The sequence below is a fragment of the Ferroacidibacillus organovorans genome (genome assembly GCF_001642725.1).
In the GTDB taxonomy this organism is placed as follows: domain Bacteria; phylum Bacillota; class Bacilli; order Alicyclobacillales; family SLC66; genus Ferroacidibacillus; species Ferroacidibacillus organovorans.
Genome location: NZ_LSUQ01000005.1, coordinates 58,887 through 83,211 on the forward strand (window position 1 = coordinate 58,887; position 24,325 = coordinate 83,211).

Below are 24,325 nucleotides of genomic sequence, written 5' to 3' on the forward strand. Positions count from 1 at the left end.
TAAGGAGGGGAGACGTTGAAACTTACCATGCGACCGCGTGAGCGACGCTCGATCCTTACGTCTCTGGGACAGCGTACGCTTGTCATGGGGATTCTCAACGTCACTCCTGATTCATTCTCGGACGGGGGGCACTATATCGATCCCGCTCGCGCGATTGAGCATGCGCTCGATATGGTGGCGCTGGGCGCAGATTTGATCGATCTAGGGGCAGAGTCGACGCGTCCTGGCCATGCGCCTCTCAGCGCTGATGAAGAGTGGCGGCGGATCGAGACGATTCTCGAACCGTTGCGTGAAGCGATTGATGTACCGATTTCGATTGATACGTATAAAGGTGAAGTGGCAAGCAAGGCGCTTGCCGCCGGGATTGATCTGGTGAATGACGTCTGGGGCGGGAAACGCGACGAAGGAACGCTTCTCGCGGCCGCAGCGTACGACGCGCCGCTGATCTTGATGCATAATTCAACGGATGAACCGGAATTGCGAGGGGACGTCGTGGAGATCGTTTGTGAGGCATTGCAGACGCTTGTTGATCAGGCGATCCAGGCGGGCGTTTCGCGGGATAAGATCATCCTTGATCCGGGGATCGGATTTGGGAAGACGATGCAGCAAAATTTGCGTCTGATCAATGAGACGAATGCGATCAAGCGATTGGGGTATCCTGTTTTAGTTGGCACGTCTCGCAAATCGGTGATCGGCCATGTGTTGAATTTGCCCGTTCAAGAACGTGTCGAAGGAACAGCGGCTACGGTTGCACTGGCGATTGCGCGTGGTGCCGATATCGTTCGCGTGCATGATGTGGGAGCGATGGCGCGCGTTGTGCGTATGACGGATGCGATGGTGCGGGCATAATGTATCGCGACTATCTGGTCTCGCTTGGTTCAAACGTGGGGAAGAGGGAAGATCATTTAACACAGGCGGTCAAACACCTCTCGCATATGCCAGGAACGCGTGTGCGAGAGGTTTCCAGCGTGTATGAAACAAATCCGATGGAACTTCTGGATCAACCTCAGTTTCTCAACGCAGTGGTTCGCTTGGAATCATCGGCCAATCCATATGCCATGTTGCAGTCACTCTTGGAAATTGAACAGGCGATGGGGCGCGTTCGCACTGTGCGCTATGGGCCGCGCGTGATTGATTTGGACATTTTGCTGTGTGGGGAAACGGTGATTGTCGACCCACCAGAACTGATGATCCCCCATGAACACCTGGTCAAGCGTGCGTTTGTCCTGGTGCCGCTCGAAGAACTCGTCCCCGAGGCGGTGCATCCGCTAACGGGTCAAACCATTCACGCCCTGTGTTCGACTGTGGACGGACGCGACGGTGTGCGACGGGCTTGTGCGCTGGGATTTTGGGGTTGATACAGAAGTGAGGATCGGGATACAGAGGGCGCGCGATTCGCCTTTCTGCCGATTCGTTTTTTCTTTTAAGGAGATGGTTTGAATGTCTGCACTTGAATCGCTTCGTAAGCCGCTTCAAATTGGCAACGTGACGCTCGATAATCCGGTGATCTTGGCGCCGATGGCAGGGGTTTGTAATCCGCCGTTTCGCAATCTGGCAAAGCGACTGGGCGCGGGGATGGTTTGTGCAGAGATGGTCAGTGACAAGGCGCTTGTGCACAAAAATGAACGCACACAGCATATGTTGACCATCGTGCCGGATGAACATCCTGTCAGTTTGCAATTGGTTGGGTATGATATCGAAACGATGGTCATGGCGGCGGAGATGGTCGGTAGCGCGACTAACGCGGATATCATTGATATCAATATGGGCTGCCCTGTATTAAAAATCTACAAAAACGGATCGGGTGCCGCACTCGCGAGGGATCCGAATTATGCGGCAAAGATCGTGGAGGCTGTCGTCAAACGCGTCAATAAGCCGGTTACCGTCAAGTTTCGCAAAGGGTGGGACGATGAGCATGTGAATGCGGTCGAAGTGGCTAAAGCGGTTGAAGCGGCGGGCGCCCGAGCGGTCACTGTCCACGGTCGAACGGCGCGTCAACTCTATTCCGGGAGAGCGGATTGGTCGATCATTCGCGAGGTGAAGGAAGCTGTATCGATTCCGGTCGTTGGCAATGGGGATGTGGATTCACCGGATGTTGCGCTGCAAATGCTTCAAGAGACAGGCTGCGATGCGGTGATGGTGGGTAGGGCTGCGCTTGGTTATCCGTGGATCTTTCGGGAGATCGCACACTTTCTCGAGACGGGGGATAAGCTTGCTCCCCCCGGTGTGCAGGAGCGAATTGCCGTGGCGATTGAGCATCTTCACTTGCTTGTTGAGGATAAAGGGGAACACACGGGTGTGCGCGAGATGAGAAAACACGCCGGTTGGTACGTCAAGGGAATCCCTGGTGCCACTGCTTTGCGTGATCGCGTCAACCTCCAGGAAACGATGGCAGGCATGGAGGAAACGTTGTTGGAGATTCTCGACACATCTCGCGTGATCGCGTGACGGTGAGAGGATGGATGAGTGAGTCGAAATTTAACCAGGATTGCATTGCAAGCGATAGATCCTAGACATGAGGGAGAGCGCGCATGCGTAGGATGAAAAGGAACCCATTCTGGCGTGTGATGCTGAGTTTGAGTGAAATAGGCCATTATCATCTCGTAAAATGGGGCATTGAACATTCATTGACACTCCACAGTCCATACCCTATAATTACCGCAGATTCTGAGTGAGAGTGTTTGTGACGCTTTGGCAGATGGAGCAGCGTTTATGGCTCATGGGTGCGATGAATTCATTTTATAGGGATTGTTGTGTGGCAGAGGTGCAAAGGAGCGAAACACATGTCTGAAAAAGAAGTCCTTGTAACACCGGCTGGATTGAAAAAACTAGAAGATGAACTGGAACAACTAAAGTCAGTCAAACGACGCGAAGTTGCGGAACGAATTAAAGTTGCGATCAGCTATGGGGATATCAGCGAGAACTCAGAGTACGAGGACGCGAAGAATGAGCAGGCCTTCGTTGAAGGGCGTATCATTACGCTGGAAAAGATGTTGCGCAATGCGCGCATTATCCATGACGAAGAGATCGACACGGGCGTTGTGAGCATCGGATCGACGGTAACGCTTCGGGATATTGAGTATAAAGAAGATGTTGAGTATCACATCGTTGGATCGGCAGAGTCTGACCCGGCAGAAAACAAGATCTCCAATGAGAGTCCAGTTGGGCGGGCGCTCCTTGGAAAATCGGTCGGGTCGACGGTTGAAGTCACCGTACCCGCGGGAACCATTCAGTACGAGGTTCTCGATATTCGGAAGTGACCGTGAGGACGCCGATTCGTCGGCGTCTCTTTTTCGATGAATTGATTGGAACATTTTGACATTGTCTATCGATGAATGAAAGGCGGACGTTGGTTTTGGAAACACACTCAGGGGATACTCATGGACAAGCCGATGCGATAGACTGCGAATCGAACAACCGCAGTGAGCGTGAAGTGCGTCTCGAAAAGCTTTCAACATGGCGACAACTTGGCATCGATCCGTTTGGTCACAAATTTGATGTGACACATCACGCGCGAGATGTACAGCAGATCGGTGATGAACAGACGCGCGAAACACTTGAACAGGAGCGGATTCGCGTACACGTTGCAGGACGGATCACCGCGCGGCGCGGTCACGGAAAAGCACAGTTTGTCCGACTCTTGGATCAGGAAGGACAGATGCAGATCTATGCGCGCGTCGATACACTCGGCGTCGATGGGTATGCGCGCTTTGAAATGCTTGACATCGGAGATATCCTCGGTGTCTCTGGCTACCTGTTTAAGACGCAGCGGGGTGAGACGACGATCCATGTGGAATCCTTTGAACTGCTGAGTAAGGCTGTTCGTCCGCTTCCTGAGAAATGGCATGGGTTGAAGGATGTGGAGACACGTTATCGCAGACGTTACGTCGATTTGATTGTCAATCCAGAGGTGCGCAATACCTTTATCAGCCGCAGCAAGATTATTCAGTCGATGCGTAAACATTTGGAGGCGCAGGGGTTCCTCGAAGTCGAGACGCCTACTCTTCACGCAATTGCCGGAGGCGCCGCTGCGCGACCATTTCACACGCATCACAATGCGCTGGAGATGCCTCTTGTCATGCGAATTGCACTGGAGCTTCACTTGAAGCGACTGATCGTAGGCGGATTGAACCGCGTGTTTGAGATTGGCCGCGTCTATCGGAATGAGGGTGTGTCGACAAGGCATAATCCGGAGTTTACGATGATGGAGCTATACGCGGCGTATATGGATTATGAGGATATGATGCGGCTCACGGAGCGTTTGATTGAGCAGATCGCGCTTGACGTTTGCCAGACGACGGAGATCACGTATGCGGAGCGGCCCATTTCTCTTAAGACGCCGTGGAAGCGCGCGCATATGGTGGATCTGATCGCAAAGACGTGCGATGTAAACTTTTTTGCGATTACGGAACTGGAAGAGGCGCGCGAACTGGCCCGAATGCACGGTGTCTCGTACGGGGAAAATGATCGGATTGGGCATATCATTAACGCCTTTTTTGAGCAGAAGGTTGAAGAGACACTTTTACAACCGACATTTGTTTATGGGCACCCTGTGGAAATCTCGCCACTCGCGAAAAAAAATGAAAAGGATCCGCGGTTCACGGACCGCTTTGAATTGTTCATTTCTGCGCGTGAGTATGCAAATGCGTTTTCTGAACTGAACGACCCGATCGATCAAAGGGAGCGCTTTGAGGCGCAGTTGCAGGAGCGCGAGCAGGGAAATGACGAGGCACATGAGATGGATGAGGACTACATCACAGCATTGGAGTATGGCATGCCACCGACGGGGGGGCTCGGGATTGGCATTGATCGACTGGTGATGCTTTTGACCGATCAGCCTTCGATTCGCGATGTGTTGCTCTTTCCTCTGATGAAGCAGCAGGACGAAACTTCAAAGCGCTAGAGGTGTCACATGACGTTATCGAGGATTGGGCATCGCAGAGAAATGAAAAAGGGGCGAGAAAAGCTCCCGTCACTTGCGCAGTTTTTTCGAACCTCAGAGGGTAAACCGATCGGCAGCTTGCGTTCGCGCCACTCGACTCAATACGTGCTCTCTTCGCAGGAAGTTCCAGTCAGTGGACTCGCGTTTACGTATTGGCTTACTGCCGTTTGGCAGAGGCAGTTAGGCAAGCGTGTGGAACACGGATTTCCGTTTCGCACGGTAGGTGAACTTCCGATGGACCTCGATCCACAAGGATTGTCTCTGGTGGAGCTTCCCGGTCTTCGCACACAGTACCGACGTACGCTTGATGCGTATCGTCGCACCTATGAAAGTGTGGGTGTGTCAGGATTGAAACGGCGTTCTGGCGCACGCCGCGCAGATGATCACAAGGATGTGCTCGACGCGTATCTGGCGATTCATTTTGGGGATCGACTGGCTCGTCGCTACGATTACATTCGCGGTTTGAAACGTCCGATCTTAGAAGACTGTGCAGCGTTTGCCTGGTACGGCGCGGTTTCTGTAGAGGGAATTGCGCGAGAAGAAGTGGCGCGCGGCGATTTGCTAGAGCGGATTAAGCAGGATATCACGCGCCTTGCAGGAGAATACGTTGCGGATGTAAAGGATGTGCGTGAACTTGCTGTCCATCACGCCATCCCTTTTGGCGCGGCTCTCGGACAGCCAGGGGCGGCTGTGGATGCTGTGATGGATGGGCGAATGCTAGAAGTGAAGACAGCGCGTCATCTCGCGGTGGAGGGGGCGTGTGATCAACTTTTTTCCTATTATCTACTCGAGCAACTTGAGCGCGATGATCGCTCCGTGGAAACGCTCTCCTTCTATTTGGCGCGCCACGGTTGCTACGTGACAGCAAGTGTAGCGGAGATTCGCGAATCGTTTCCAGTGGATGCATTTTTTAGACTTCTGCTGGAAGCGGAACGTGCACATGTTGATCGGGTGCTCGAGCAATCCTTCACTGCCTTCTGTGAGCATCAGCGGGTGGCTGCCGGCGTGCGCGCCTGGGAGAAGGAAGATGAGATTGTCAGCATTGGGAGGCGCTATGAGCGGGCGGGACGAATCGGGGTCACGGAGATTGCAGCCGTGCGTGCTGTGCCGGATGTTCTGAATGTATCGTTTGAGCAGGGGGACGATCGAGTGCTGGCGGGACGCATTCGCCAAATTGCGGAGGCGGATCGTCTCGAAGCGCAGTGGGAGATTGCGTATGAGATGCGCCGAGAAACGTATCTTCGCCAGTCTGCACAGTTGGCATTGCTCGAAGAAAAGGCACACGAGCGTGGAGTGTAAATTACATATTGCAACTTTCGGCGTTCTCTGATAAAATTTATTTCTATTCAATTCTTGCCTTTCTGGATTGGCTACGTTATAATACTTTTTGTTGCGCGGAAGTGGCTCAGGGGTAGAGCATCGCCTTGCCAAGGCGAGGGTCGCGGGTTCGAATCCCGTCTTCCGCTCCATTGATGGGCCTATAGCTCAGTTGGTTAGAGCGGCCGGCTCATAACCGGTTGGTCCCAGGTTCGAGTCCTGGTGGGCCCACCAGGAAATTGTGTGCCCGTAGCTCAGCTGGATAGAGTACTTGACTACGAATCAAGGGGTCGGGAGTTCGAATCTCTCCGGGCACGCCATATTTATGTGCGGGTGTAGTTCAATGGTAGAACTTCAGCCTTCCAAGCTGATAGCACGGGTTCGATTCCCGTCACCCGCTCCAAACGAAAGAAATAGGCCGTCTTAGACTAAAAGAGATCTAAGGCGGCTTTTTGCTGTACGGGGGTGATACTGTGACTTCTGATGAGCAGCAAGTTGTAGAACAGGTCGTTCGTCAATTGGTTGATACATTCCCGATAGAACGAATCGTATGATTTGGTTCCCGTGCACGGGGCGATGCGGATATTGATAACGATTATGACTTTCTGATAATCATGGACACCGACGTTAAACCTTCAAGGCGTGCATTAATGGTTCGCCAAAAAGAACTTGTCACTGGAGTGCCAATGGATTTTATGGTGCGTACACCTGATGAATGGCAGCGTGGGTTTCCCTTGAAAAAGGAGATTGTTGCCGAAGGGAAGATCATCTATTGCCCTAACCGGGGGGCTTTTTTGCTTGCCTACGCGACAACAGCCCCCACGCTGGGTAGATTGCGCATAATTATTTGTGCTTGACGTTATATGATTGAAAAAATAAAGGCGCGAGAGAAATCATCGTTCTCGCGCCGCACACAGCTCTAGTCTATACCATGTGATGCCGCAGCTACTTGTTGCGCTCGTCCTGAGTCGCTGTCGCTTCCCCAACGCGTTCTCCGACTTTGTTGCCCAAAGCTCCGCCTGCTACGGCGCCAGCAATTGTGCCTAACGGTCCAAGGACGGATCCTACTGCAGCTCCGGTCGCAACACCGCCTACTGTACCTACGGCTTCACCAGTCCTATGGGAACCTTTTCGATTTCGCTCGTTGTTTTCGGTCACCATCTCACCCCCTGTTATGATTTAGATGCAAGCATAGGATTCCCAACCGACTCGCGGTTATCCTTTCTTATTCATTCGGCCAGATCTCCCCGATCTCCATGTTTAGCACCTTTGCAATCTTCCTCGCGTGATCTAAAGTGGGTGAACGCTTTTGCTGCACGATCTCATTCACTGTCCCTTGAGTCGATCGAGAAGATTGATAGCATCGCAAAAGTGGATAGCTCGTCCAGGACGGTGCTGGTCGCTCCTCTGCGCTGGAATCCCAACCTACAACAAACTTAGAAATCGTGGAGCACGGTAAGCTGCTCATTGCAGCAGCATCGGGTGAACCTCTTGATGTATCTCCGCTGCAGCTTCTGCTTTTCGGGCGTTCTGTCGAAGGCTGGCATAGCGGTACTGGTAAAGACTCGGAGGATACATTAAACTTAAGTGTGTTAACTGGTGTCCACCCACGCATTGAAACCTTCCATCTCGAACAAGTGAACGAAGCATACGAAGATAGGATGTCAGGACAGGCTAGGTTTCGAGTCGTCTTGAAAATGTCGTAACCCAGATGCAGATCTCGTTTCCCCGAGTGAGTTTTCTGCTCGGGGAAACTGGATTCAGATCGCAAAGACATCGGGGGATGAGGATATCCGTTATCAATACCTCATTGATTTGTTGATTCAATTTTTCCAATGAAATGGGGAGGAAATCACCATGGTTGAAAATAAGGTTGTCGTTATCACGGGAGCCAGTAGCGGTATTGGACAGGCTACGGCAGCGCGTCTGGCACAAGGTGGAGCGAAGGTTGTTTTATCCGCACGAAGAGCGGAACGCTTGGCAGAGACGGTGCACAAAATTACACAAGCTGGTGGGATGGCCAGCTATTTTAGTGCAGATGTTACATCGATGGAGGACGTTCAAGCTTTGGCGGAGTTTGCCTTGAAGACGTACGGAACAATTGATGTCTGGGTAAATAATGCGGGGCTCATGCCTCTCTCGTTTTTAAATAAACGTAAGATTGACGAGTGGGATCAAATGGTAGACGTAAATATTAAAGGCGTTCTTTATGGTATTGCAGCTGCAATACCCATCATGGAGAGGCATCAAAGTGGCCATATCATCAATGTCTCTTCTGTCGCAGGCCATCGAGTTGGGATGGCAGGGGCAGTATACAGTGGAACGAAGTTTGCAGTTCGAGCCATTACAGAGGGTCTCCGTATGGAGTTGTCACCAACCTCTAATATTCGCGCGACCATTATCTCGCCCGGATTGGTAGAAACGGAGTTGCTGACGACGATTACCGATGAAGATGCGTTATCTGCATTGAAGTCTCGAGGTGCGGCACAGGCATTGCAATCAGGTGACATTGCAAACGCAATCTTCTATGCGATTGACCAACCGGAACGGGTGTCCGTCAATGAAATTCTCGTTCGACCGACCACTCAACCGTCGTAATTGCTTTGTTTCCCAAAACCGACCATCACAATTGAGGGCAGGGAAAGACAAATTCAAATCTGAGGTGACGAAATGAGTTTGCATGGGAAAATTGCATTAATAACAGGAGCAGGAAAAGGGATTGGCAAAGCCATCGCTGTGAAACTTGCGTCTGAAGGTGTTCATCTTGGACTCCTTGCAAGGACACGTACAGATATTGAGTCCTTAGCAAATACGCTTCAGAAGTCATATGACGTTCGTGTTAGTGTGGCTACTGCTGACGTGTCGAATCGCACAGAGGTGGAATCAGCTATTGAAGTATTGAGCAAGGATTTGGGGCCGATTGACATTCTCATAAACAACGCTGGGACTGCGAAGTTTGGTTCCGTTGCTGAAATGAATCCGGATGATTGGGAACACATCGTCAAAGTAAACTTGTTTGGGACCTACTATGTGACACGTACTGTACTGCCGGACATGATGAGGCGGAATACAGGAAATATTATCAATGTCAGTTCTACGGCGGGTCAGCGAGGAAACGCAACAACATCAGCATATTCCGCATCCAAATTCGGCGTTATCGGATTTACAGAATCACTGATGCAGGAAGCGCGTAAATCCAATATTCGTGTGACGGCACTGACCCCGAGTACCGTGAATACAGAACTTGCTTCGAACATTGGACTGAAGGTTGGCGATGAAGACCGCATGATGCAACCAGAGGATGTGGCGGATCTTGTGCTTTCCATCTTGAAACTTCCACAACGGGTGTTCGTCAATCAAGCTGGAATTTGGACTACGAATCCACAGTGATTCCTTGGTTTCGCGTGCTTCTAGTGTATCTGATTGGTGGCGGAAATCCACCCTGGGTTAGACGGCGCTCTTCCTATCGAAGGGGCAGGCGAAGGTATCCTCGGCTATAAAAAATAAAAAAGGCACTCCTCGAAAGAGGAGTGCAAGGATCTAGAGGGGGTAATCATCAACGAGATTTAGCTTAGCAGTGAATGCTTGAAAGTACCTTTAACCTATTATTTTGTGCGATCAAATAGAATACGGCGTTTTTCATCTGAATATTATTCATAATATTCAACCTAAACGGAGGAACGCCATGCTGACAAACCATTTTCGCCATTGGCCTAACCGGGTTCCGTTCAAGCTCACAGTCCCCGAGACAACGCTTTATGACAATCTCGCGGTGTCAGCCCGACGCTATCCAAACAAAGCGGCCATTCATTACTATGGCGCGACCCTCACGTATCGGCAACTGAAAGAGCAGGTTGACCATCTGGCTGGTTACTTGCGACACGTGTGCCAAGTCAGAAGAGAGGATCGCGTGGTTCTTTACATGCAGAATTCACCGCAGTATGTCATCGCATTTCATGCGATTCTGCGCGCGGGCGGGGTTGTCGTGCCTGTGAATCCGATGAACCTTACAGACGAATTGGCCTTTTACTTCGAAGACAGCCGCGCGTCCACCGCTGTTGTTGGACAAGAATTATACCCTCGCATCGCGCCACTTCACAACGCAGGAGATTTAGCTTATGTGATTTGTGTGGCCTATTCAGATGTTCTTCCCGCTTCATCTGCGTACGAGTTACCGGAGGAGGTAAAGGCGGACGCTCAGCGCGAATTCACGGCATCCGTTGCACTGTGGAGACAAGTGCTTGAACAAAAGTTGGATCCCGGGCCAGAGATCGGGGCAGCAGATGATCTCGCGGTGCTTCCTTACACATCAGGAACCACTGGACGTCCCAAAGGATGCATGCATACGCATCGCACGGTGCAGGCCAACGTGTTGGGTGCAGCTCATTGGTTTGGCGCAACGGCAGACGGTGTCATCTTGACGACACTGCCGCTGTTTCACGTAACTGGGATGGTTCACAGCATGCTCCTATCCGTTTATACGGGTGCGACCATGGTGATCATGACACGCTGGAATCGAGAAGTGGCGGCGCAGCTTATCGAGCGCTTAGGGTGTACACACTGGACCAACATCGCAACGATGGTCATTGACTTTTTAGGGAATCAGAACCTGGATCAATTCAACCTGTCCTCTCTTGCGGTCATCGGCGGAGGCGGCGCTACGCTCCCTGAAGCCGTCGGTGAACAACTGCTCAAACGCACTGGGCTTCGCTATGTGGAAGGGTATGGTCTGTCCGAGACGATTTCGCAAACCCACTTTAATCCACCTGACCGTCCGAAGATGCAGTGTATGGGCGTACCGTCGTTTGCGGTCGATGCGCGTGTGATCGACCCTGAGACAATGCGTGAGTGTGGGCCTCATGAAGAAGGAGAAGTCATCGTTTGCGGGCCGCAGGTTTTCCTCGGTTATTGGCAGCGCCCGGACGAGAATCAAAAGGCCTTTATAGAATGGGATGGGAAGCGGTTTTTTTGCACAGGCGATATCGCAAGGTATGACGATGAAGGTTACTTTTTTATGGTAGATCGCGTGAAACGAATGATCAATGCCTCTGGGTTTAAAGTGTGGCCGACAGAAGTGGAGGCACTTCTCTACGGGCATTCGGCGATTGAACAGGCTTGTGTGATCGGCATTCCTGACGAGCGAAGGGGAGAGACCGTAAAAGCGTTCGTTGTTCTAAAGCGGGATTCAAGTTCTTCCGTTACAGCAGAAAGCATCATGGAATGGGCAAAGGATCATATGGCCGTGTACAAATGTCCAAGGGTCATCGAGTTTGTCGAACGATTGCCTGTATCGGGCAGCGGCAAGGTTTTGTGGAGAGTGCTTCAGGAGCAAGAGCAAGCAAAGCGATGAAAAGCCTAGGAGAATGGGTGAGCGCTGTGGCGAAGATTCAAACCTAGACAGGTGCGATCCGGTTAAACGCCGCACGGCTATCAACCGGATCATTTTTTCACATTTGGACTTTTGTGTCGATCCGGCGTTGCAACGCGACGGAACCGATAAGAAATAAGAGCGTCCACCCCAGCAGGACAAGGATGTCCGACGCTTGGATCGATTGGCCTGCGAGGATACGCCACGCGGGATGGGCATAATGGTAGGTAGGCGTCCATTTTGCGATGGTTTGCATGACGCTTGGCAACGCCTGAATGGGTGTCCACAGCCCGCCTAGCATGGAGGCCACCAAGTACATCAGTGTTCCAAGCGGTTGCGCCGCGTTGCCGGTCAGTCCGATGAATACGCCGAGCGCGGCAAACGGCAGGGAACCGATCCAGAGCCACAGCGTAATCGTAAGCCACTCGCCGCCAGAGAGCGAGACGTTCTGAGAGAAGTGCGCGACGAGAAAGATGCAGAGAATGATAAGAAGAGAGAGTGTCAATTGCGTCAAGATTTTCGCGATCGCGTATCCAAAAGATGAGAGCGGAGTCGTTCGCAAATAGCGGACCCAGCCGCTCTGCCGTTCTGCGGCTAAGCGTACGCCGAGCGTATTGATCGAAGAGCCGACGACGCCAAACGATGCCATGGAGACCATAAAGTAGTGACTCCAAAATGTCCCCGCAATTCGCAGCGCGCCACCCTGTTGATTGATAAAGACGAAATAGAAGATGACAGGCATTCCGAGTGTGAGGAGAAAAAAGCGGCGATCACGCAATGTGCGTATGAGCTCGTATTTCCAGTAGGTCAAGGTTGCTCTCACTGCGATTCGCCCCCTTCCGCGGTCAAGCGCACAAACGCGTCTTCCAAGCCCCCACCGTGCACCTGAATATCCCGGATATCCCACGCCTCGAGGATGAGTGTTTTTAGCAACGCGTCCGAATTCTGCGTGCGCACGGTCACCTGCCGACCCACCGTCTGCACGTCCGTCACATCAGGAAGCATCCTGAGTCGCTCGAAATCGATGTCCGGACCCGCGACAAAGGAGACGGTGCGTCCGCCGAATTGCATCTTGATCGACTCAGGCGGTGCGTCCGCAATCACAGCGCCATTCTGCATGACGACGATGCGGTCAGCGAGCATGTCAGCCTCTTGCAGATCGTGCGTGGTCAGCATCAATGTTTTGCCTGCGCGTAAAAATGAGCGTACCTCATCCCAGAACGTCCTGCGGGATGCCACATCCATGCCGACCGTCGGCTCATCAAGAAAGAGTACGTCTGGGTCGCCAGCTAAGGCAAGCGCGAACTGAAGTCGCCTCATCTTGCCGCCAGAGAGCTTTTGCGCCATCGTTTTTTGATCTTCTGTGAGCCCGCTCACCTGCAGCAGGCGATCTGTCGGCAGTGGCTTTGGATAGAATCCGCGAAACATATCGATCGTCTCGCGCACGCTGAGGCGCGGTGGGACACTGACTTCCTGTAGCATCACACCGATACGCTCGTGGGACGTCGCGCTTTTGGGATCACCGCTAAACAGGCATACACGACCTGATGTGGGCTTTGTCAAACCGAGCATCATCGCGATGCTTGTTGTTTTTCCGGCGCCGTTTGGCCCGAGCAGCGCTACAGAATGTCCGCGCTCCATCGCAAAGCTCATCGAATGAACGGCGCGCTTCTTACCAAACACTTTTGATACGTTTTCCATCTCGATGACCGTCGACACGCACATTCACTCCCGCGTTCTCAGACTTCCATTATGGTACAAGTGTAGCGTGCGCGCATGGATCGCGCATCCATCTGCAGCGTGAAGAGGGTCCTCTATCTGCAGATAGAGGACCCTCGCTGCGGGAGTATTAGCAGGGCTATCAGCGGACGAGTCCGCAGCGCAGGGCGTAAACGACCGCCTGTGTTCGATCTTCTACATTCATTTTTTGCAGGATGCGGTGCACATGCGTTTTGACCGTCCCCTCGGAGATATAAAGCGTTGTGGCGATCTCTACGTTTCGTTTCCCGTAGGCCATCTGCTGCAAGACGTCGACCTCGCGCTCGGTCAAAGGCTCGGTAAGCGTCTCCTGCTGCGAATACACGGGTAGATTAACATCGTCCTTCCGTACAGATTCAGGCACAACGTCCTGCGCGGTATCGTGGAAAGATTGCCGAGAATGGGCCACCGCTTGCGAGATCATCTTCGCCGCAAAACAGGTGCGATATACGGCCTGACCGCTGTGTACTGCGCGAATCGCGTCAAACAGGTCGCTCGTACTCGCGTCTTTGAGGAGATAGCCGACGGCGCCAGCCCGAATGCCTTCAAAAACGTACGCTTCATCGTCAAATGTGGTGAGCAGAATGATCTTGATTGCAGGGGCGCTGTGCAGGATCGAGCGCGTGGCTTCGATTCCGGTCGCATTTGGCATCCGAATGTCCATCAAGATCACGTCGGGGCGCGTTTTTGCGGAGAGTGTGGCCGCCTCCTGCCCATCACACGCTTGCGCGACCACCTGGAAATCGGGTTGCGTGCTAAGGATATAGACAAATCCTTGGCGAATCAGCGCCTGGTCATCGGCGACAAGGATATGGATCGGACGGGTCGTCATAGCGATCTCCTTTCAAGCCAAGGGGATGGAGGGGGAGCGTTGCCTCAATGATCATGCCGTGCGGCTCATTTGCGCGAATGATAAGCGTACCACCCGCCTCTCGACTGCGTTCGCGCATCTGGGAGATGCCGTAACCGACGGGTGGATCGGCGTGCCGTGTGAAGATTCCGTCATCGACAACGCGCAGCGTTACTTGTTCATCTGCTTCTTCAACGCATACGGTCAATGTGGAGGTCTTTGCGTGTCGAACCGCATTCGTGAGCGCCTCTTGCAGGATGCGGTACAACGTTACACTGACCGAGTTTGGCCATTCAACCTGTTTTGCGTCTGCGTGGAAGGTACTGGGGATGCCAGCGCGCGCTTCTGTCTGATGAACCAATCCGCGCAGCGCAGAGAGTCCTAGCTTTGTCTCATCCTTCGACCACGCAATCACTGCGCTCCGCACATCAGACATGGATTCGCGCGCGACACTCAGAAGTTCGGGAATCCGCGTTTTTGCGCCGTGCGGATCATCAGGCAGCATGAGATCGATTGCCTGAAGCGAGACGATCAGTGAGGTGAGCTGGTGACCGACACCGTCGTGAATGTCACGCGCGATGTGCGCCCGCTCTGCGAGTGCGGCGGACTGCATCGCTTCGGCGGTTGCCGCTTGAAGCTCGTCGTGCGCGCGCTGCAGTTGTTGATGTGCCACTTCAAGCTCGGCGAGTCGGCGACGATCAAGTGTCCGCGCTTCGCGGCGCACGCGTCCGGCGTAGACACCAGCGTACGTCCCGATGAGCGGAAAGAGTACCTGCGGAGCGCTTTGCAGATCACGGCCAAGGCTGATGATACTCGCGGCGATCAGGCTGAGCAGAACTTGAATGGATTGGCGGCGAGAGAGGCGCGGAATGGCTGCGACGGAGCCGGCCGGGATAATGAGCAGGTTTGAAAGAATCGGTTGCAGATGAAACAGGTTGACGGCGACAAGGCAGTAGACGGCTGAACCGTAGAGAAAGCCTAGGATGACGGGCATTGGTTTATAGCGTAGGGGGAGCCAAAGGAAAATTGCCCAGAGGATGATGTACGTATAGACCCACGGTCGCGCCGTAAGGGAACCCCAGTATTGAAGCCCGTAAATGGCGAAGATGATCAACATCGTTAGGGTGAGGCGCCTGAAGCGGCGTAGTTCGCTATTCGAAGGGGTAGGATGGCTCAAGGGCTCCGTCTCCCGGTCTTAGATCGTCTCGTGTCGTCGTCATCGTACGCGATCGGAAAAGGAGTTGCAAGGGGAGCGGTTTGTTGTCGCCCTGCGCAAAAGGGAGGCTTCCTAAAGGAGCCTCCGAGAAGCGCGTTTTTCTTGTCTCGCGTCATGCGTGGCGAAGGGTCGGAAATGCGCGATGAAGGGGGGGCGATCAGCGGAATCCGAGCACAGGGTGTGGCACGTAAGGCTCTTCCATGCGCGCAATCTCATCTGCTGTGAGTACGACGGAGAGCGCGGCGACTGCATCGTCCAGATGGTGCATTTTGGTCGCTCCGACGATCGGCGCGCTGACCGCTGACGTTTGCAGTACCCAGGCGAGCGCGACTTGCGCGCGGGGAATCTCCCGCTTTGCGGCGACTTCGGCGACGCGCTCGACGACCTTTTTGTCGGCGTCAGCCGTGTCCGCATAGAGTGTCTTCCCAAACTCGTCAGTCTCTGAGCGCGCACTTTTTTCATCCCAGTCACGGGTGAGACGTCCACGCGCGAGCGGACTCCAGGGAATCACGCCGATGGATTCACTCTCGCAGAGCGGGAGCATCTCGCGCTCCTCTTCGCGGTAAAGCAGATTCACATAGTTTTGCATCGAGGCAAAGCGCGTCCAACCGTGTTTCTCAGACGTATGTAAGGCTTTGAGAAACTGCCACGCATACATGCTGGAGGCGCCGATATAGCGCGCTTTTCCCGCTTTGACTACATCGTGAAGCGCCTCCAGCGTCTCTTCGATCGGCGTTTGGTAATCCCAGCGGTGGATTTGATAGAGGTCGACATAATCGGTACCCAAGCGTGTTAAACTCTGATCGATCTCGCTCATGATCGCTTTGCGGGAAAGTCCCGCGCCATTCGGTCCCACGTGCATGCGCCCGTGCACTTTCGTCGCGATCACCACTTCGTCGCGTGTTGCAAAATCGCGGAGGGCGCGTCCAACAATCTCTTCGCTGGTGCCATCAGAGTAAACGTTTGCCGTATCGAAAAAGTTGATGCCGAGTTCTAAGGCGCGTTTGATAAAAGGGCGACTCTGCACTTCGTCGAGCACCCAGCGATGGTTGCCGCGTTCAGGGACGCCGTAACTCATGCAACCGAGGCAGATGCGGGAAACCTCAAGTCCTGTACGGCCAAGTTTCGTATACTCCACGTCGTGACGCCTTCTTTCCTTTGGTCTCCTCTCATTTTAACGCTTTCTCCAAAATGCGGATAGGCGTTTTAGAGACATGGTGCTATGATGAGAGTGATACGTTTTAAGGGGGAGTTTCATGCAGAGCCCGATGGCGAAACGCATTCCACATGTACATACATTGCATGACGATCAACGCGTCGATGATTACTACTGGTTGCGGGAAAAGACGAACTCTGAGGTACTTGAATATCTTGAGGAAGAAAACCGCTATTATGACGAAAAGATGAAACCGCTTCAATCGCTGAAAGACCGCATTTTTGAAGCGATGAAAGCGCGTGTCCCAGAGGTAGAGATGCAAGTTCCGGTGCAAAATGGGGACTACTTTTATTATGCGCGTCAGGAGAAGGCGCTGCAGTATCCGATCTATGCGCGAAAGTGCGCGAAAAATCGCGATGAACTGCGTGATGCGCGCGAGGAGATCGTGCTCGATCTGAATGAGCTGGCGCGCGCTGGCGGCTATCTGAGTGTGACCGTTCAGCGCATCAGCCCGGATCAACAAAAACTTGCCTATCTTGAGAATCGGGATGGTACGGATCAGTACACGGCGTATGTCAAAGACTTGGCGACAGGGGAACTCCTCTCGGATCAGATTCCGAACGTGTTTATCGCGGGGAGTCTTGAGTGGGATGGTACGGGGCGCTATCTGTTTTATGTCACAGTTGATGAAACGCAGCGTCCGTATCGGCTTTATCGGCACGAGCTAGGGAGCACGCAAGAAGATGAGCTGATCTACGAAGAGCGCGACACGGCGTTTACGATCGATGTGTATAAAGCTCGATCGGGAAGATTTCTCTTCCTGCAATGTTCGACAAAGGCCACGAGCGAAGTTCATTTTTTAGAGGCGGACAGGCCACGCGAATCCTTCCAATGCTTTGAAGCGCGCAGAGACGGCATTCTATATGAACTGGAACATTGGCGTGATGACTTTTTGCTTCTCACAAATGAGAATGCGGCGAACTTTACGGTGTTTACATGTTCGATCCGTGGTGACGACCCCGCGCGAAAAAAAGAATTGGTTCCGTATGACGCGGCGCGCTATCTTCAGGCGCTGCATCCGTTTGCGGATCACTTGTTGCTTGAAGGGCGAGCGGGCGGATCGACGCAGATCTGGCGCTATGAGGATCGGCGGTTGGAGCCGCTCACTTGGGATGAGTCGGTGTACACGGTGAACGTTGGCAGAAATCCGGAGTATCGGGCCAGCGAAGTGTTGATTGAGTATCAATCCTTTTTGACACCGCGCACGACGATCGCGCTCAGGCTGAGTGATGGTCAAAAGACGGTACTGCAAGAGAGTCCGGTGGCGGGCGAGTATGTACGCGACGCCTATCGCCAAGAGCGACGATTTGCGATCGCTGAAGATGGGACGCGCGTGCCTTATCTTTTGGTGTATCATCGCGACGCCATGACGAAAGGACCAGCCCCGCTCCTTCTGTATGCGTACGGGAGTTACGGCATCAACATGGACGCCCATTTTGATCCGCAGCACATTCCGCTCCTTGACGCGGGATTGGTCATGGCGATTGCGCAGATCCGCGGTGGATCGGAGATGGGGCGCACATGGTATGAGGATGGGAAACTGTTTCGCAAGCGCAACACCTTTACGGACTACATTGCGGTCGCGAAGGATTTGCTTGCGCGCAACGACACGAGTAAAAAGCTGCTTGCCGCGCGTGGGGGAAGCGCAGGCGGTCTCTTGATGGGGGCTGTTGCGAACCTCGCGCCGGAGCTTTTTCAAGTCGTCATCGCAGATGTTCCGTTTGTGGACGTTGTCACGACGATGCTTGATACGTCGATTCCGCTGACGAGTCTTGAGTGGGATGAGTGGGGAAACCCACAGGATGCAGCGTACTATGCGTATATGAAGTCGTACAGTCCGTATGATCAGGTGGAGGCAAAAGCGTATCCAAACATGCTCGTCACAACCGGGTTAAACGATCCGCGCGTCGGCTACTTTGAACCGGCGAAGTGGGTGGCGCGCCTGCGTGCGACGAAGACGGATGATCACACACTGCTACTCAAAACGCATATGGGGGCGGGCCATTTTGGTTCCTCCGGGCGATTCAGCCATATGGAAGAGATGGCGGAGCGGTACGCATTTTTATTTCACCATCTCGGGCTATCGTTTGCTTGATGGGTGTGCAGGGGCGGATGTTGATGGAGCCGTCCCTGCACAATCAGAAACCAAAAATCTCGAAAACCTGAATTGGGTTGCACAATTTGTATTTTCTATGCATAATATTTCGGTACACGTAATAGATTGCTGGGATTTTAGCAGTGCTATTAAATCGCACTATACTTCCATAAATCAGGGATCTATTAAGAATTGGAGTGAATGCAGTGACATCTCGCACAACCGACGTAACCGACGCGCATAGGCAAACGCACAATTCGTTTTCGCTCTCCTACTTTCGTCAACCGCTCGCCGTCTATGCCGTCGCGTTCGCGTGCGTCATCGCGTTTATGGGGCTAGGGCTGGTCGATCCGATTCTTCCGGCGATTTCGAAGCAACTGCACGCGACACCGAGTCAGGTCGAGCTTCTTTTTAGCAGCTACAATCTTGTCACAGGGCTTGCGATGATCATCACAGGCGCGGTTTCTTCGCGTATCGGCTTTAAGTCCACCCTCTTAACCGGACTTTTAATCATCGTCATCTTCTCCGCACTGGGTGGGAGTGCGCACTCGATTGCGCAGATCGTCTGGTTTCGCGCAGGCTGGGGGCTTGGCAATGCGCTCTTTATCGCGACAGCGCTCGCCGTCATCGTAGGCGTGGCGAACGGTGGCACGGCAGGGGCGATTATCCTGTATGAGGCGGCGCTTGGCCTTGGCATCTCGGTCGGGCCGCTGCTTGGCGGCGAACTTGGAAGCATTTCCTGGCGCGGACCCTTTTATGGCGTTGCGACACTCATGGCGCTCGCCTTCATTCTCGTTTCGGTGCTACTGAAAAAAGTCCCACGCTCTGCGCGCCGGTCAAGCGTCACGGAGCCATTTCGCGCGCTGCGCCACAAGGGACTCTTGACGATGGGGATTACCGCGTTTCTCTACAATTTTGGTTTCTTCACGCTGCTCGCGTATACCCCGTTTGTCTTAAACATGGATGCGCACCATCTGGGGTACGTGTTTTTCGGGTGGGGCGTGATGCTCGCGATCACGTCCGTGTTCGTCGCGCCGAGCCTGCGTGTTCGCTTTGGAACGCGCACGACACTCTACGGAGTGCTCGGATTGATCGCGCTCGATCTTTTCGTCATGGGAATCGGATTAGCCTCCATCCCACTCCTTGTGACGTGCGTCATTGTGGCGGGCGCGTTTCTCGGAATAAACAACACCGTCATCACCACCGCAGTGATGGACGTTTCGCCTTTTGAACGGCCGATTGCGTCAGCGGCATACAGTTTTGTGCGTTTCATGGGAGGGGCGATTGCGCCGTGGCTTTCCGGCAAGCTGGCCGTCTGGTTCAATCCGCACGTTCCTTTCTATGTCGGCGCGTTTGGTGTCTTCCTTGCGATTGTCACACTGGTTATCGGTCGCAGACATCTCGCCAACGTGTAATCATGCGTGGGCTTCTTGCCGTTTTGTGGTAGGCTAGTGACGAACGAAACGTGGCAGTGCAGTCCATCCAAAGATGAAGTGGGGGCGCAATACAATGGATGATCTCATCCGTAAATATGCCGAACTCGCCGTGCGTGTCGGCGTCAATGTACAACCTGGACAACCGCTGGTCATCGGCTTTGGCCTGCGTCAGGTTCTTCCCGAACATATCGCGTTTGCGCGTCAACTCACAGAGGCGGCCTACGCGGCGGGGAGTTCGTATGTCCATGTGGAGTGGGGTGATGAGGCGTGGAGCCGTGAGACGCTTAAGCACGGCTCACTCGCACTGCTTGATCAACGCGCCGCGTGGCATGCGCAGTGGATTGAGAAGCTCGCGGCAGAACAGGCGGCGTTCATCGCGATCTCGGCGACGGACCCGAGCTTGTACGACGGAATCGCGAGTGATCGTGTCCATCAATACAACTCGGCGGTGGCGAATGAACTGCGCGCGTTCAATCAAAAGCGCACAAATGACGAATACGCGTGGACGATCCTTGCGGCACCGACGCAGGCATGGGCAAACTGGGTCGAGCGTCACCTCCCAGAGCGTGAGCGCGTCGCGGCGCTGTGGGATGACATTCTCTTTTGCACGCGCGCAACGGCTGACGATCCGGTCGCGGAATGGAAGGCGCATCTTCACGCTCTGTCCGCGCGAAGCGCGTGGTTAAACGAGTTAAATATCACGAAATTTCACTACCGTTCGGCAGGAACCGATCTTGAAATCGCCATGCCAAACGGATACTATTTCACGGCAGCGCAGCACAAGACGCCGTCTGGCGTTCCGTTCACAGCGAATATCCCGACCGAAGAGGTCTACTCCGTGCCAAAGCGCACGGGTGTAAACGGCTACGTGACGAGCACAATGCCGCTCAATCATCAGGGGAGCCTCATCGAAGGCATCTTTTTGCGCTTCGTGAATGGACGCATCGTGGAGTATCGCGCCAGTAAAGGGCAGGATGCGCTGGCAAAGATCGTCGAGTCGGACGAAGGCAGCCACTACCTCGGCGAGATTGCGCTTGTGCCGAAATCTTCGCCGATCGCCAAACGCGGGCGGCTGTTTTACAATACACTGTTTGACGAAAACGCGTCGTGTCACCTTGCGATCGGCGAATCGTATCCACTGATCGAGGGTGGCCATTTACTCTCAAGAAGCGAGTGGGCGGCAAACGATCTGAATGAGAGCGTCAAGCATGTCGACTTTATGATCGGGTCGAATGATTTGAGCATTGACGGTGTGGATCGCGAAGGACGCGTCATCCCAATCTTTCGCGATGGTACCTGGGCGAATGAACTGCGTTAAACGCAGTTGAAGCAAGCCCTCCTTGACTCGAGTGAAAAACCCAGCGGCGTATCCTGAACGTGGGATGCGCGTTGGGTTTTGCGGTAAGGGGTCGAATCCCCCTTAAAAATCATCTATACTATCGGTATAGCTTGTGAGAAAATCCAGCATGGCGAGAGGTGCGTACATCGTTCGTGGATCACACATCGAATTTGACCGAAGTGAAGTTAACCGTTACAAAAGAAGATTTTCATAAACAAAATGGCCATCGGAGCACGGCGATCTGGTTGACGGGGTTGTCAGGGGCAGGCAAATCGACCATCGCAACGGCGCTTGAGACAGAGCTATTTCGTCGCGGTATTCATACGTATCTATTAGACGGAGATAATGTGCGACTGGGGTTAAATCGAGACTTGGGTTTCTCAGAAGAAGATCGTCGCGAGAACATTCGACGTGTCGCCGAAGTATCGAAACTGTTTGTCGAGGCAGGGACGGTAGTGATCGTTGCGTTCATCTCACCGTATCGCAACGACCGGGATGAGGCGCGCGCGCGGTTTGAAGAAGGTGAGTTTCTTGAAGTGTTTGTCGACTGCCCAATTGATGTGTGTGAAGAGCGAGATCCTAAAGGTCTGTATAAAAAGGCCAAGGCGGGAACCATTCCGCAGTTTACGGGAATTTCTTCTCCTTATGAGCCGCCACTCCAACCGGAATTTCACTTGAGAACGGACTTGCACTCCCCCGAAGCGTGTGTCGCGTTGTTGGTCGAGGGGTTGCTTGAGCGCATCACGCCCCGCGCGTAGCAAAAGGGTCTCCGCGTGACGATCAAAAAAGTGGATCGCATCGCTGTCGCGCGATGGTGGCGTGCGATCCCAACCTAGGAGCTTCATGATGACAGCCAATCTGGATTATGAGACCGTCAAGTCAGTCCTTCGCTCGGAAAATCAGTTTATTCTCGTGACCCATCGTCGAGGAGATGCGGATTCGGCGAGCGCATTCGCGCTTGCTGAAGCGCTTCAGATCATGGGGAAGCGCGTGGGGGTTCTCCATGATGTGCCAGGCTATCTTGAATGGCTCTTTGCACCGTATCGCGTGCAATCGCTGGATCGGACTCAACCGATCTGCTTTGTCGCACTCGATACGGGAAACTATGCGCGCCTTGCGCTGCCAGAAGAGATTCGCGCTAAGATAGAACAAATGATTCGCGAGGCAGGGCGAGAAGACAAGGTGGAACGAGGCGCACTCCACGCGCTGCTTCCGTTTGATCTTGTCATTGATCACCACGCGTCCAATCCGGGGTACGGCCGCTGTAACTGGATTGATCCAACAGCGAGCAGCACGTCTGAGTTGTTGACGATGCTCCTGCTCGATCTGGAACAAGAGACGAACCATACGCTCTTCACTGAAGCGATCTGTCAGAGTCTATTTGCGGGAATTGTATCTGATACGCAGTGGTTTTTGCGCGACACGACTGCGCGCACGTACGAGATGGCAGGCGTGCTTGAACAGCGCGCGACACTCGACAAAGCGGATATCGCCGCGAATCTCTTGCAGCGTTCCCCTGCCTACGTGGAACTCGGCACCGTGCTTCGCAAAAACATGCGCGTGACAGGCGCTGTCGCGTGGTCATTTCTAGATTACGCCTCGATTCGCACGCTCGGCGCAGATGCAGAAGAAGCTGCGTTGCTGATTGAAGAGTTGGAGAAGATCCCATGTAAGATCGCCGTGCTCTTTGTCGAAGAGACCGTTGGCACGATTCGCGTTCGCCTGCGCGGCAAAGGAATACCTATTCTTGAACTGGCAAAACGTCACGGAGGCGGTGGACATTTGCGACGGGCCGGCGTAATGCTGAAAAATCGTCAAGAGGTCGCCCGCTTCATTGAAGACGCAGTAAAGGAGTCGAATCGCACGTGATTCCAAATTTTTTGATCGTCGGTGCCGCCAAATCAGGAACGAGTTCCCTTGATCGCTACTTGGCGCAACACCCTGAGGTATACATCCCAACGAAAAAAGAAGCGCATTTTTATTCCATCCAAGATTTCCCGAAAAGGTTTACGGGGCCTGGCGATGAAGGCATGAATGAAGAGACGATTCGCAATCGCGCTGATTACGAGGCGCTGTTTAAAGCGCGCACGGATGAACCTGCGGTGGGTGAGTCGTCCGTTTTTTATCTCTACTATAAAGGAACGGCTGCACGAATCTATGCGGATAATCCAGACATGAAGATCATCATGGTGCTGCGCGAGCCTGTTGCGCGAGCGTACTCAGCATATATGCATTTGATTCGCGATGCGCGTGAGACGCTTACATTTGAGGAGAGTCTTGCCGCTGAAGAAGAGCGAAAGAAAAATGGGTTTGAGCCGATGTGGCTGTATCGAGATCTCGGCCGCTACAGCGAACAGGTTGAGCGCTATGTGGACGTGTTTGGCGCAGAGCGAGTTCACGTCATGCTTTTTGATGAGTTTACAAAACGGAGCGAGCACTTCGTACGCGGTGCGTTCCGTTTCTTAGGTGTCGATGAGCAAGCAACGGTTGACACGCAACTCCATCACAATGAGTCGGGTGTGCCGCGGTCACGCGCCGCGTTTGACTTTATATCAAAGCCGCACCCTCTCAAAGAGTTGGTCAAGCCATTCATTCCATCGAGTGTTCGCGAGCGGTTAGGAAATCGTGCGAAATCCATGTTGCTCGAACGCACCTCCATGCTGCCGGAGACGCGTAGAGAACTGGCTGCGTACTTCGCACCAGATCTCGTGAAACTTGAGAAGATTCTTCATCGCGATCTCTCTCACTGGAAGAAATCGTAGCGTAGAGACGGCCAATTGGAGCGGTG

General features: G+C 53.4%; 21 protein-coding genes, 4 tRNA genes and 1 pseudogene. 20 read left to right on the top strand and 6 right to left on the bottom strand.

Annotated elements, in window-relative coordinates; all coding sequences use genetic code 11:
- The first annotated feature begins 15 nt into the window (after positions 1-15).
- The 11 genes and pseudogenes from folP to AYW79_RS02835 form a co-directional block, all read left to right on the top strand.
- Positions 16-849: a dihydropteroate synthase gene (gene folP / locus AYW79_RS02785; RefSeq protein WP_231877726.1), complete on the top strand. Its 834-nt coding sequence runs from the start codon at positions 16-18 to the stop codon at positions 847-849.
- Positions 849-1,358, top strand: a complete 510-nt coding sequence (gene folK, locus AYW79_RS02790) for a 2-amino-4-hydroxy-6-hydroxymethyldihydropteridine diphosphokinase (protein WP_067561288.1) — start codon at positions 849-851, stop codon at positions 1,356-1,358. The genes folP and folK overlap by 1 nt, the downstream gene beginning before the upstream one ends.
- A gap of 82 nt (positions 1,359-1,440) precedes the next feature.
- Positions 1,441-2,448, top strand: a complete 1,008-nt coding sequence (gene dusB / locus AYW79_RS02795) for a tRNA dihydrouridine synthase DusB (protein WP_067561290.1) — start codon at positions 1,441-1,443, stop codon at positions 2,446-2,448.
- Between the two features lie 335 nt (positions 2,449-2,783).
- Positions 2,784-3,260, top strand: a complete 477-nt coding sequence (greA, locus tag AYW79_RS02800; RefSeq protein ID WP_067561292.1) for a transcription elongation factor GreA — start codon at positions 2,784-2,786, stop codon at positions 3,258-3,260.
- A gap of 137 nt (positions 3,261-3,397) precedes the next feature.
- Entirely contained in the window at positions 3,398-4,903 is a 1,506-nt protein-coding gene (gene lysS, locus AYW79_RS02805) for a lysine--tRNA ligase (RefSeq protein ID WP_067561426.1), read from the top strand.
- Between the two features lie 9 nt (positions 4,904-4,912).
- The gene (locus tag AYW79_RS02810; protein WP_067561293.1) at positions 4,913-6,241 is read left to right on the top strand and encodes a hypothetical protein; all 1,329 of its coding nucleotides are present in this window, start codon (positions 4,913-4,915) and stop codon (positions 6,239-6,241) included.
- A 95-nt stretch (positions 6,242-6,336) separates the two neighbouring features.
- Positions 6,337-6,411: transfer RNA gene (locus AYW79_RS02815), tRNA-Gly, on the top strand.
- A gap of 5 nt (positions 6,412-6,416) precedes the next feature.
- A tRNA-Ile gene (locus AYW79_RS02820) sits at positions 6,417-6,493 on the top strand.
- A 9-nt stretch (positions 6,494-6,502) separates the two neighbouring features.
- Positions 6,503-6,579, top strand: a tRNA-Arg gene (locus AYW79_RS02825).
- A 9-nt stretch (positions 6,580-6,588) separates the two neighbouring features.
- Positions 6,589-6,662: transfer RNA gene (locus AYW79_RS02830), tRNA-Gly, on the top strand.
- A gap of 163 nt (positions 6,663-6,825) precedes the next feature.
- Positions 6,826-7,116, top strand: a pseudogene (locus AYW79_RS02835) (nucleotidyltransferase domain-containing protein); the annotation flags it as partial.
- An 88-nt stretch (positions 7,117-7,204) separates the two neighbouring features.
- On the opposite strand, the gene AYW79_RS02840 reads toward AYW79_RS02835, so the two are convergent.
- Positions 7,205-7,417, bottom strand: coding sequence for a glycine zipper domain-containing protein (locus AYW79_RS02840; protein ID WP_079291778.1), 213 nt, complete (start codon positions 7,415-7,417; stop codon positions 7,205-7,207).
- Between the two features lie 699 nt (positions 7,418-8,116).
- Between AYW79_RS02840 and AYW79_RS02845 the strand changes: the two genes are divergently transcribed.
- From AYW79_RS02845 to AYW79_RS02855, 3 genes are all read left to right on the top strand, one after another.
- Positions 8,117-8,857, top strand: a complete 741-nt coding sequence (locus AYW79_RS02845) for an SDR family oxidoreductase (RefSeq protein ID WP_067561301.1) — start codon at positions 8,117-8,119, stop codon at positions 8,855-8,857.
- Positions 8,858-8,929: 72 nt separating this feature from the next.
- Positions 8,930-9,649 (top strand): 3-ketoacyl-ACP reductase, encoded by a 720-nt coding sequence (locus AYW79_RS02850; protein WP_067561303.1) that lies wholly within the window; start codon positions 8,930-8,932, stop codon positions 9,647-9,649.
- A gap of 295 nt (positions 9,650-9,944) precedes the next feature.
- Positions 9,945-11,609, top strand: coding sequence for a long-chain fatty acid--CoA ligase (locus AYW79_RS02855; protein ID WP_067561305.1), 1,665 nt, complete (start codon positions 9,945-9,947; stop codon positions 11,607-11,609).
- Positions 11,610-11,706: 97 nt separating this feature from the next.
- Here the strand turns inward: AYW79_RS02855 and AYW79_RS02860 are convergent, their stop codons facing one another.
- The 5 genes from AYW79_RS02860 to AYW79_RS02880 all read right to left on the bottom strand — a co-directional run bounded on the left by AYW79_RS02860 (position 11,707) and on the right by AYW79_RS02880 (position 16,589).
- The gene (locus tag AYW79_RS02860) at positions 11,707-12,450 is read right to left on the bottom strand and encodes an ABC transporter permease (RefSeq protein ID WP_067561306.1); all 744 of its coding nucleotides are present in this window, start codon (positions 12,448-12,450) and stop codon (positions 11,707-11,709) included.
- The gene (locus tag AYW79_RS02865) at positions 12,447-13,346 is read right to left on the bottom strand and encodes an ABC transporter ATP-binding protein (protein ID WP_067561310.1); all 900 of its coding nucleotides are present in this window, start codon (positions 13,344-13,346) and stop codon (positions 12,447-12,449) included. The genes AYW79_RS02860 and AYW79_RS02865 overlap by 4 nt, the downstream gene beginning before the upstream one ends.
- A 142-nt stretch (positions 13,347-13,488) precedes the next feature.
- Positions 13,489-14,217 (bottom strand): response regulator transcription factor, encoded by a 729-nt coding sequence (locus AYW79_RS02870; protein WP_067561312.1) that lies wholly within the window; start codon positions 14,215-14,217, stop codon positions 13,489-13,491.
- On the bottom strand, positions 14,180-15,412 hold the full coding sequence (locus AYW79_RS02875; protein WP_156481774.1) for a sensor histidine kinase: 1,233 nt from the start codon (positions 15,410-15,412) through the stop codon (positions 14,180-14,182). The genes AYW79_RS02870 and AYW79_RS02875 overlap by 38 nt, the downstream gene beginning before the upstream one ends.
- A gap of 196 nt (positions 15,413-15,608) precedes the next feature.
- Entirely contained in the window at positions 15,609-16,589 is a 981-nt protein-coding gene (locus AYW79_RS02880; RefSeq protein WP_067561316.1) for an aldo/keto reductase, read from the bottom strand.
- 118 nt (positions 16,590-16,707) lie between these two features.
- Here AYW79_RS02880 and AYW79_RS02885 point away from each other — a divergent pair, with 118 nt between their 5' ends.
- The 6 genes from AYW79_RS02885 (at position 16,708) to AYW79_RS02910 (ending at position 24,299) form a co-directional block, all read left to right on the top strand.
- Entirely contained in the window at positions 16,708-18,762 is a 2,055-nt protein-coding gene (locus AYW79_RS02885; RefSeq protein WP_067561317.1) for a S9 family peptidase, read from the top strand.
- 206 nt (positions 18,763-18,968) lie between these two features.
- Complete coding sequence (locus AYW79_RS02890) at positions 18,969-20,177, top strand: MFS transporter (RefSeq protein ID WP_067561319.1); 1,209 nt, start codon at positions 18,969-18,971, stop codon at positions 20,175-20,177.
- A 94-nt stretch (positions 20,178-20,271) separates the two neighbouring features.
- Positions 20,272-21,516 (top strand): aminopeptidase, encoded by a 1,245-nt coding sequence (locus tag AYW79_RS02895; RefSeq protein ID WP_067561322.1) that lies wholly within the window; start codon positions 20,272-20,274, stop codon positions 21,514-21,516.
- Positions 21,517-21,689: 173 nt separating this feature from the next.
- Entirely contained in the window at positions 21,690-22,295 is a 606-nt protein-coding gene (cysC, locus tag AYW79_RS02900; RefSeq protein ID WP_067561326.1) for an adenylyl-sulfate kinase, read from the top strand.
- An 88-nt stretch (positions 22,296-22,383) separates the two neighbouring features.
- Positions 22,384-23,406 (top strand): DHH family phosphoesterase, encoded by a 1,023-nt coding sequence (locus tag AYW79_RS02905; protein WP_067561328.1) that lies wholly within the window; start codon positions 22,384-22,386, stop codon positions 23,404-23,406.
- Entirely contained in the window at positions 23,403-24,299 is an 897-nt protein-coding gene (locus AYW79_RS02910; RefSeq protein ID WP_067561332.1) for a sulfotransferase family protein, read from the top strand. Before AYW79_RS02905 ends, AYW79_RS02910 begins: the two co-directional genes overlap by 4 nt.
- Positions 24,300-24,325 lie beyond the last annotated feature (26 nt).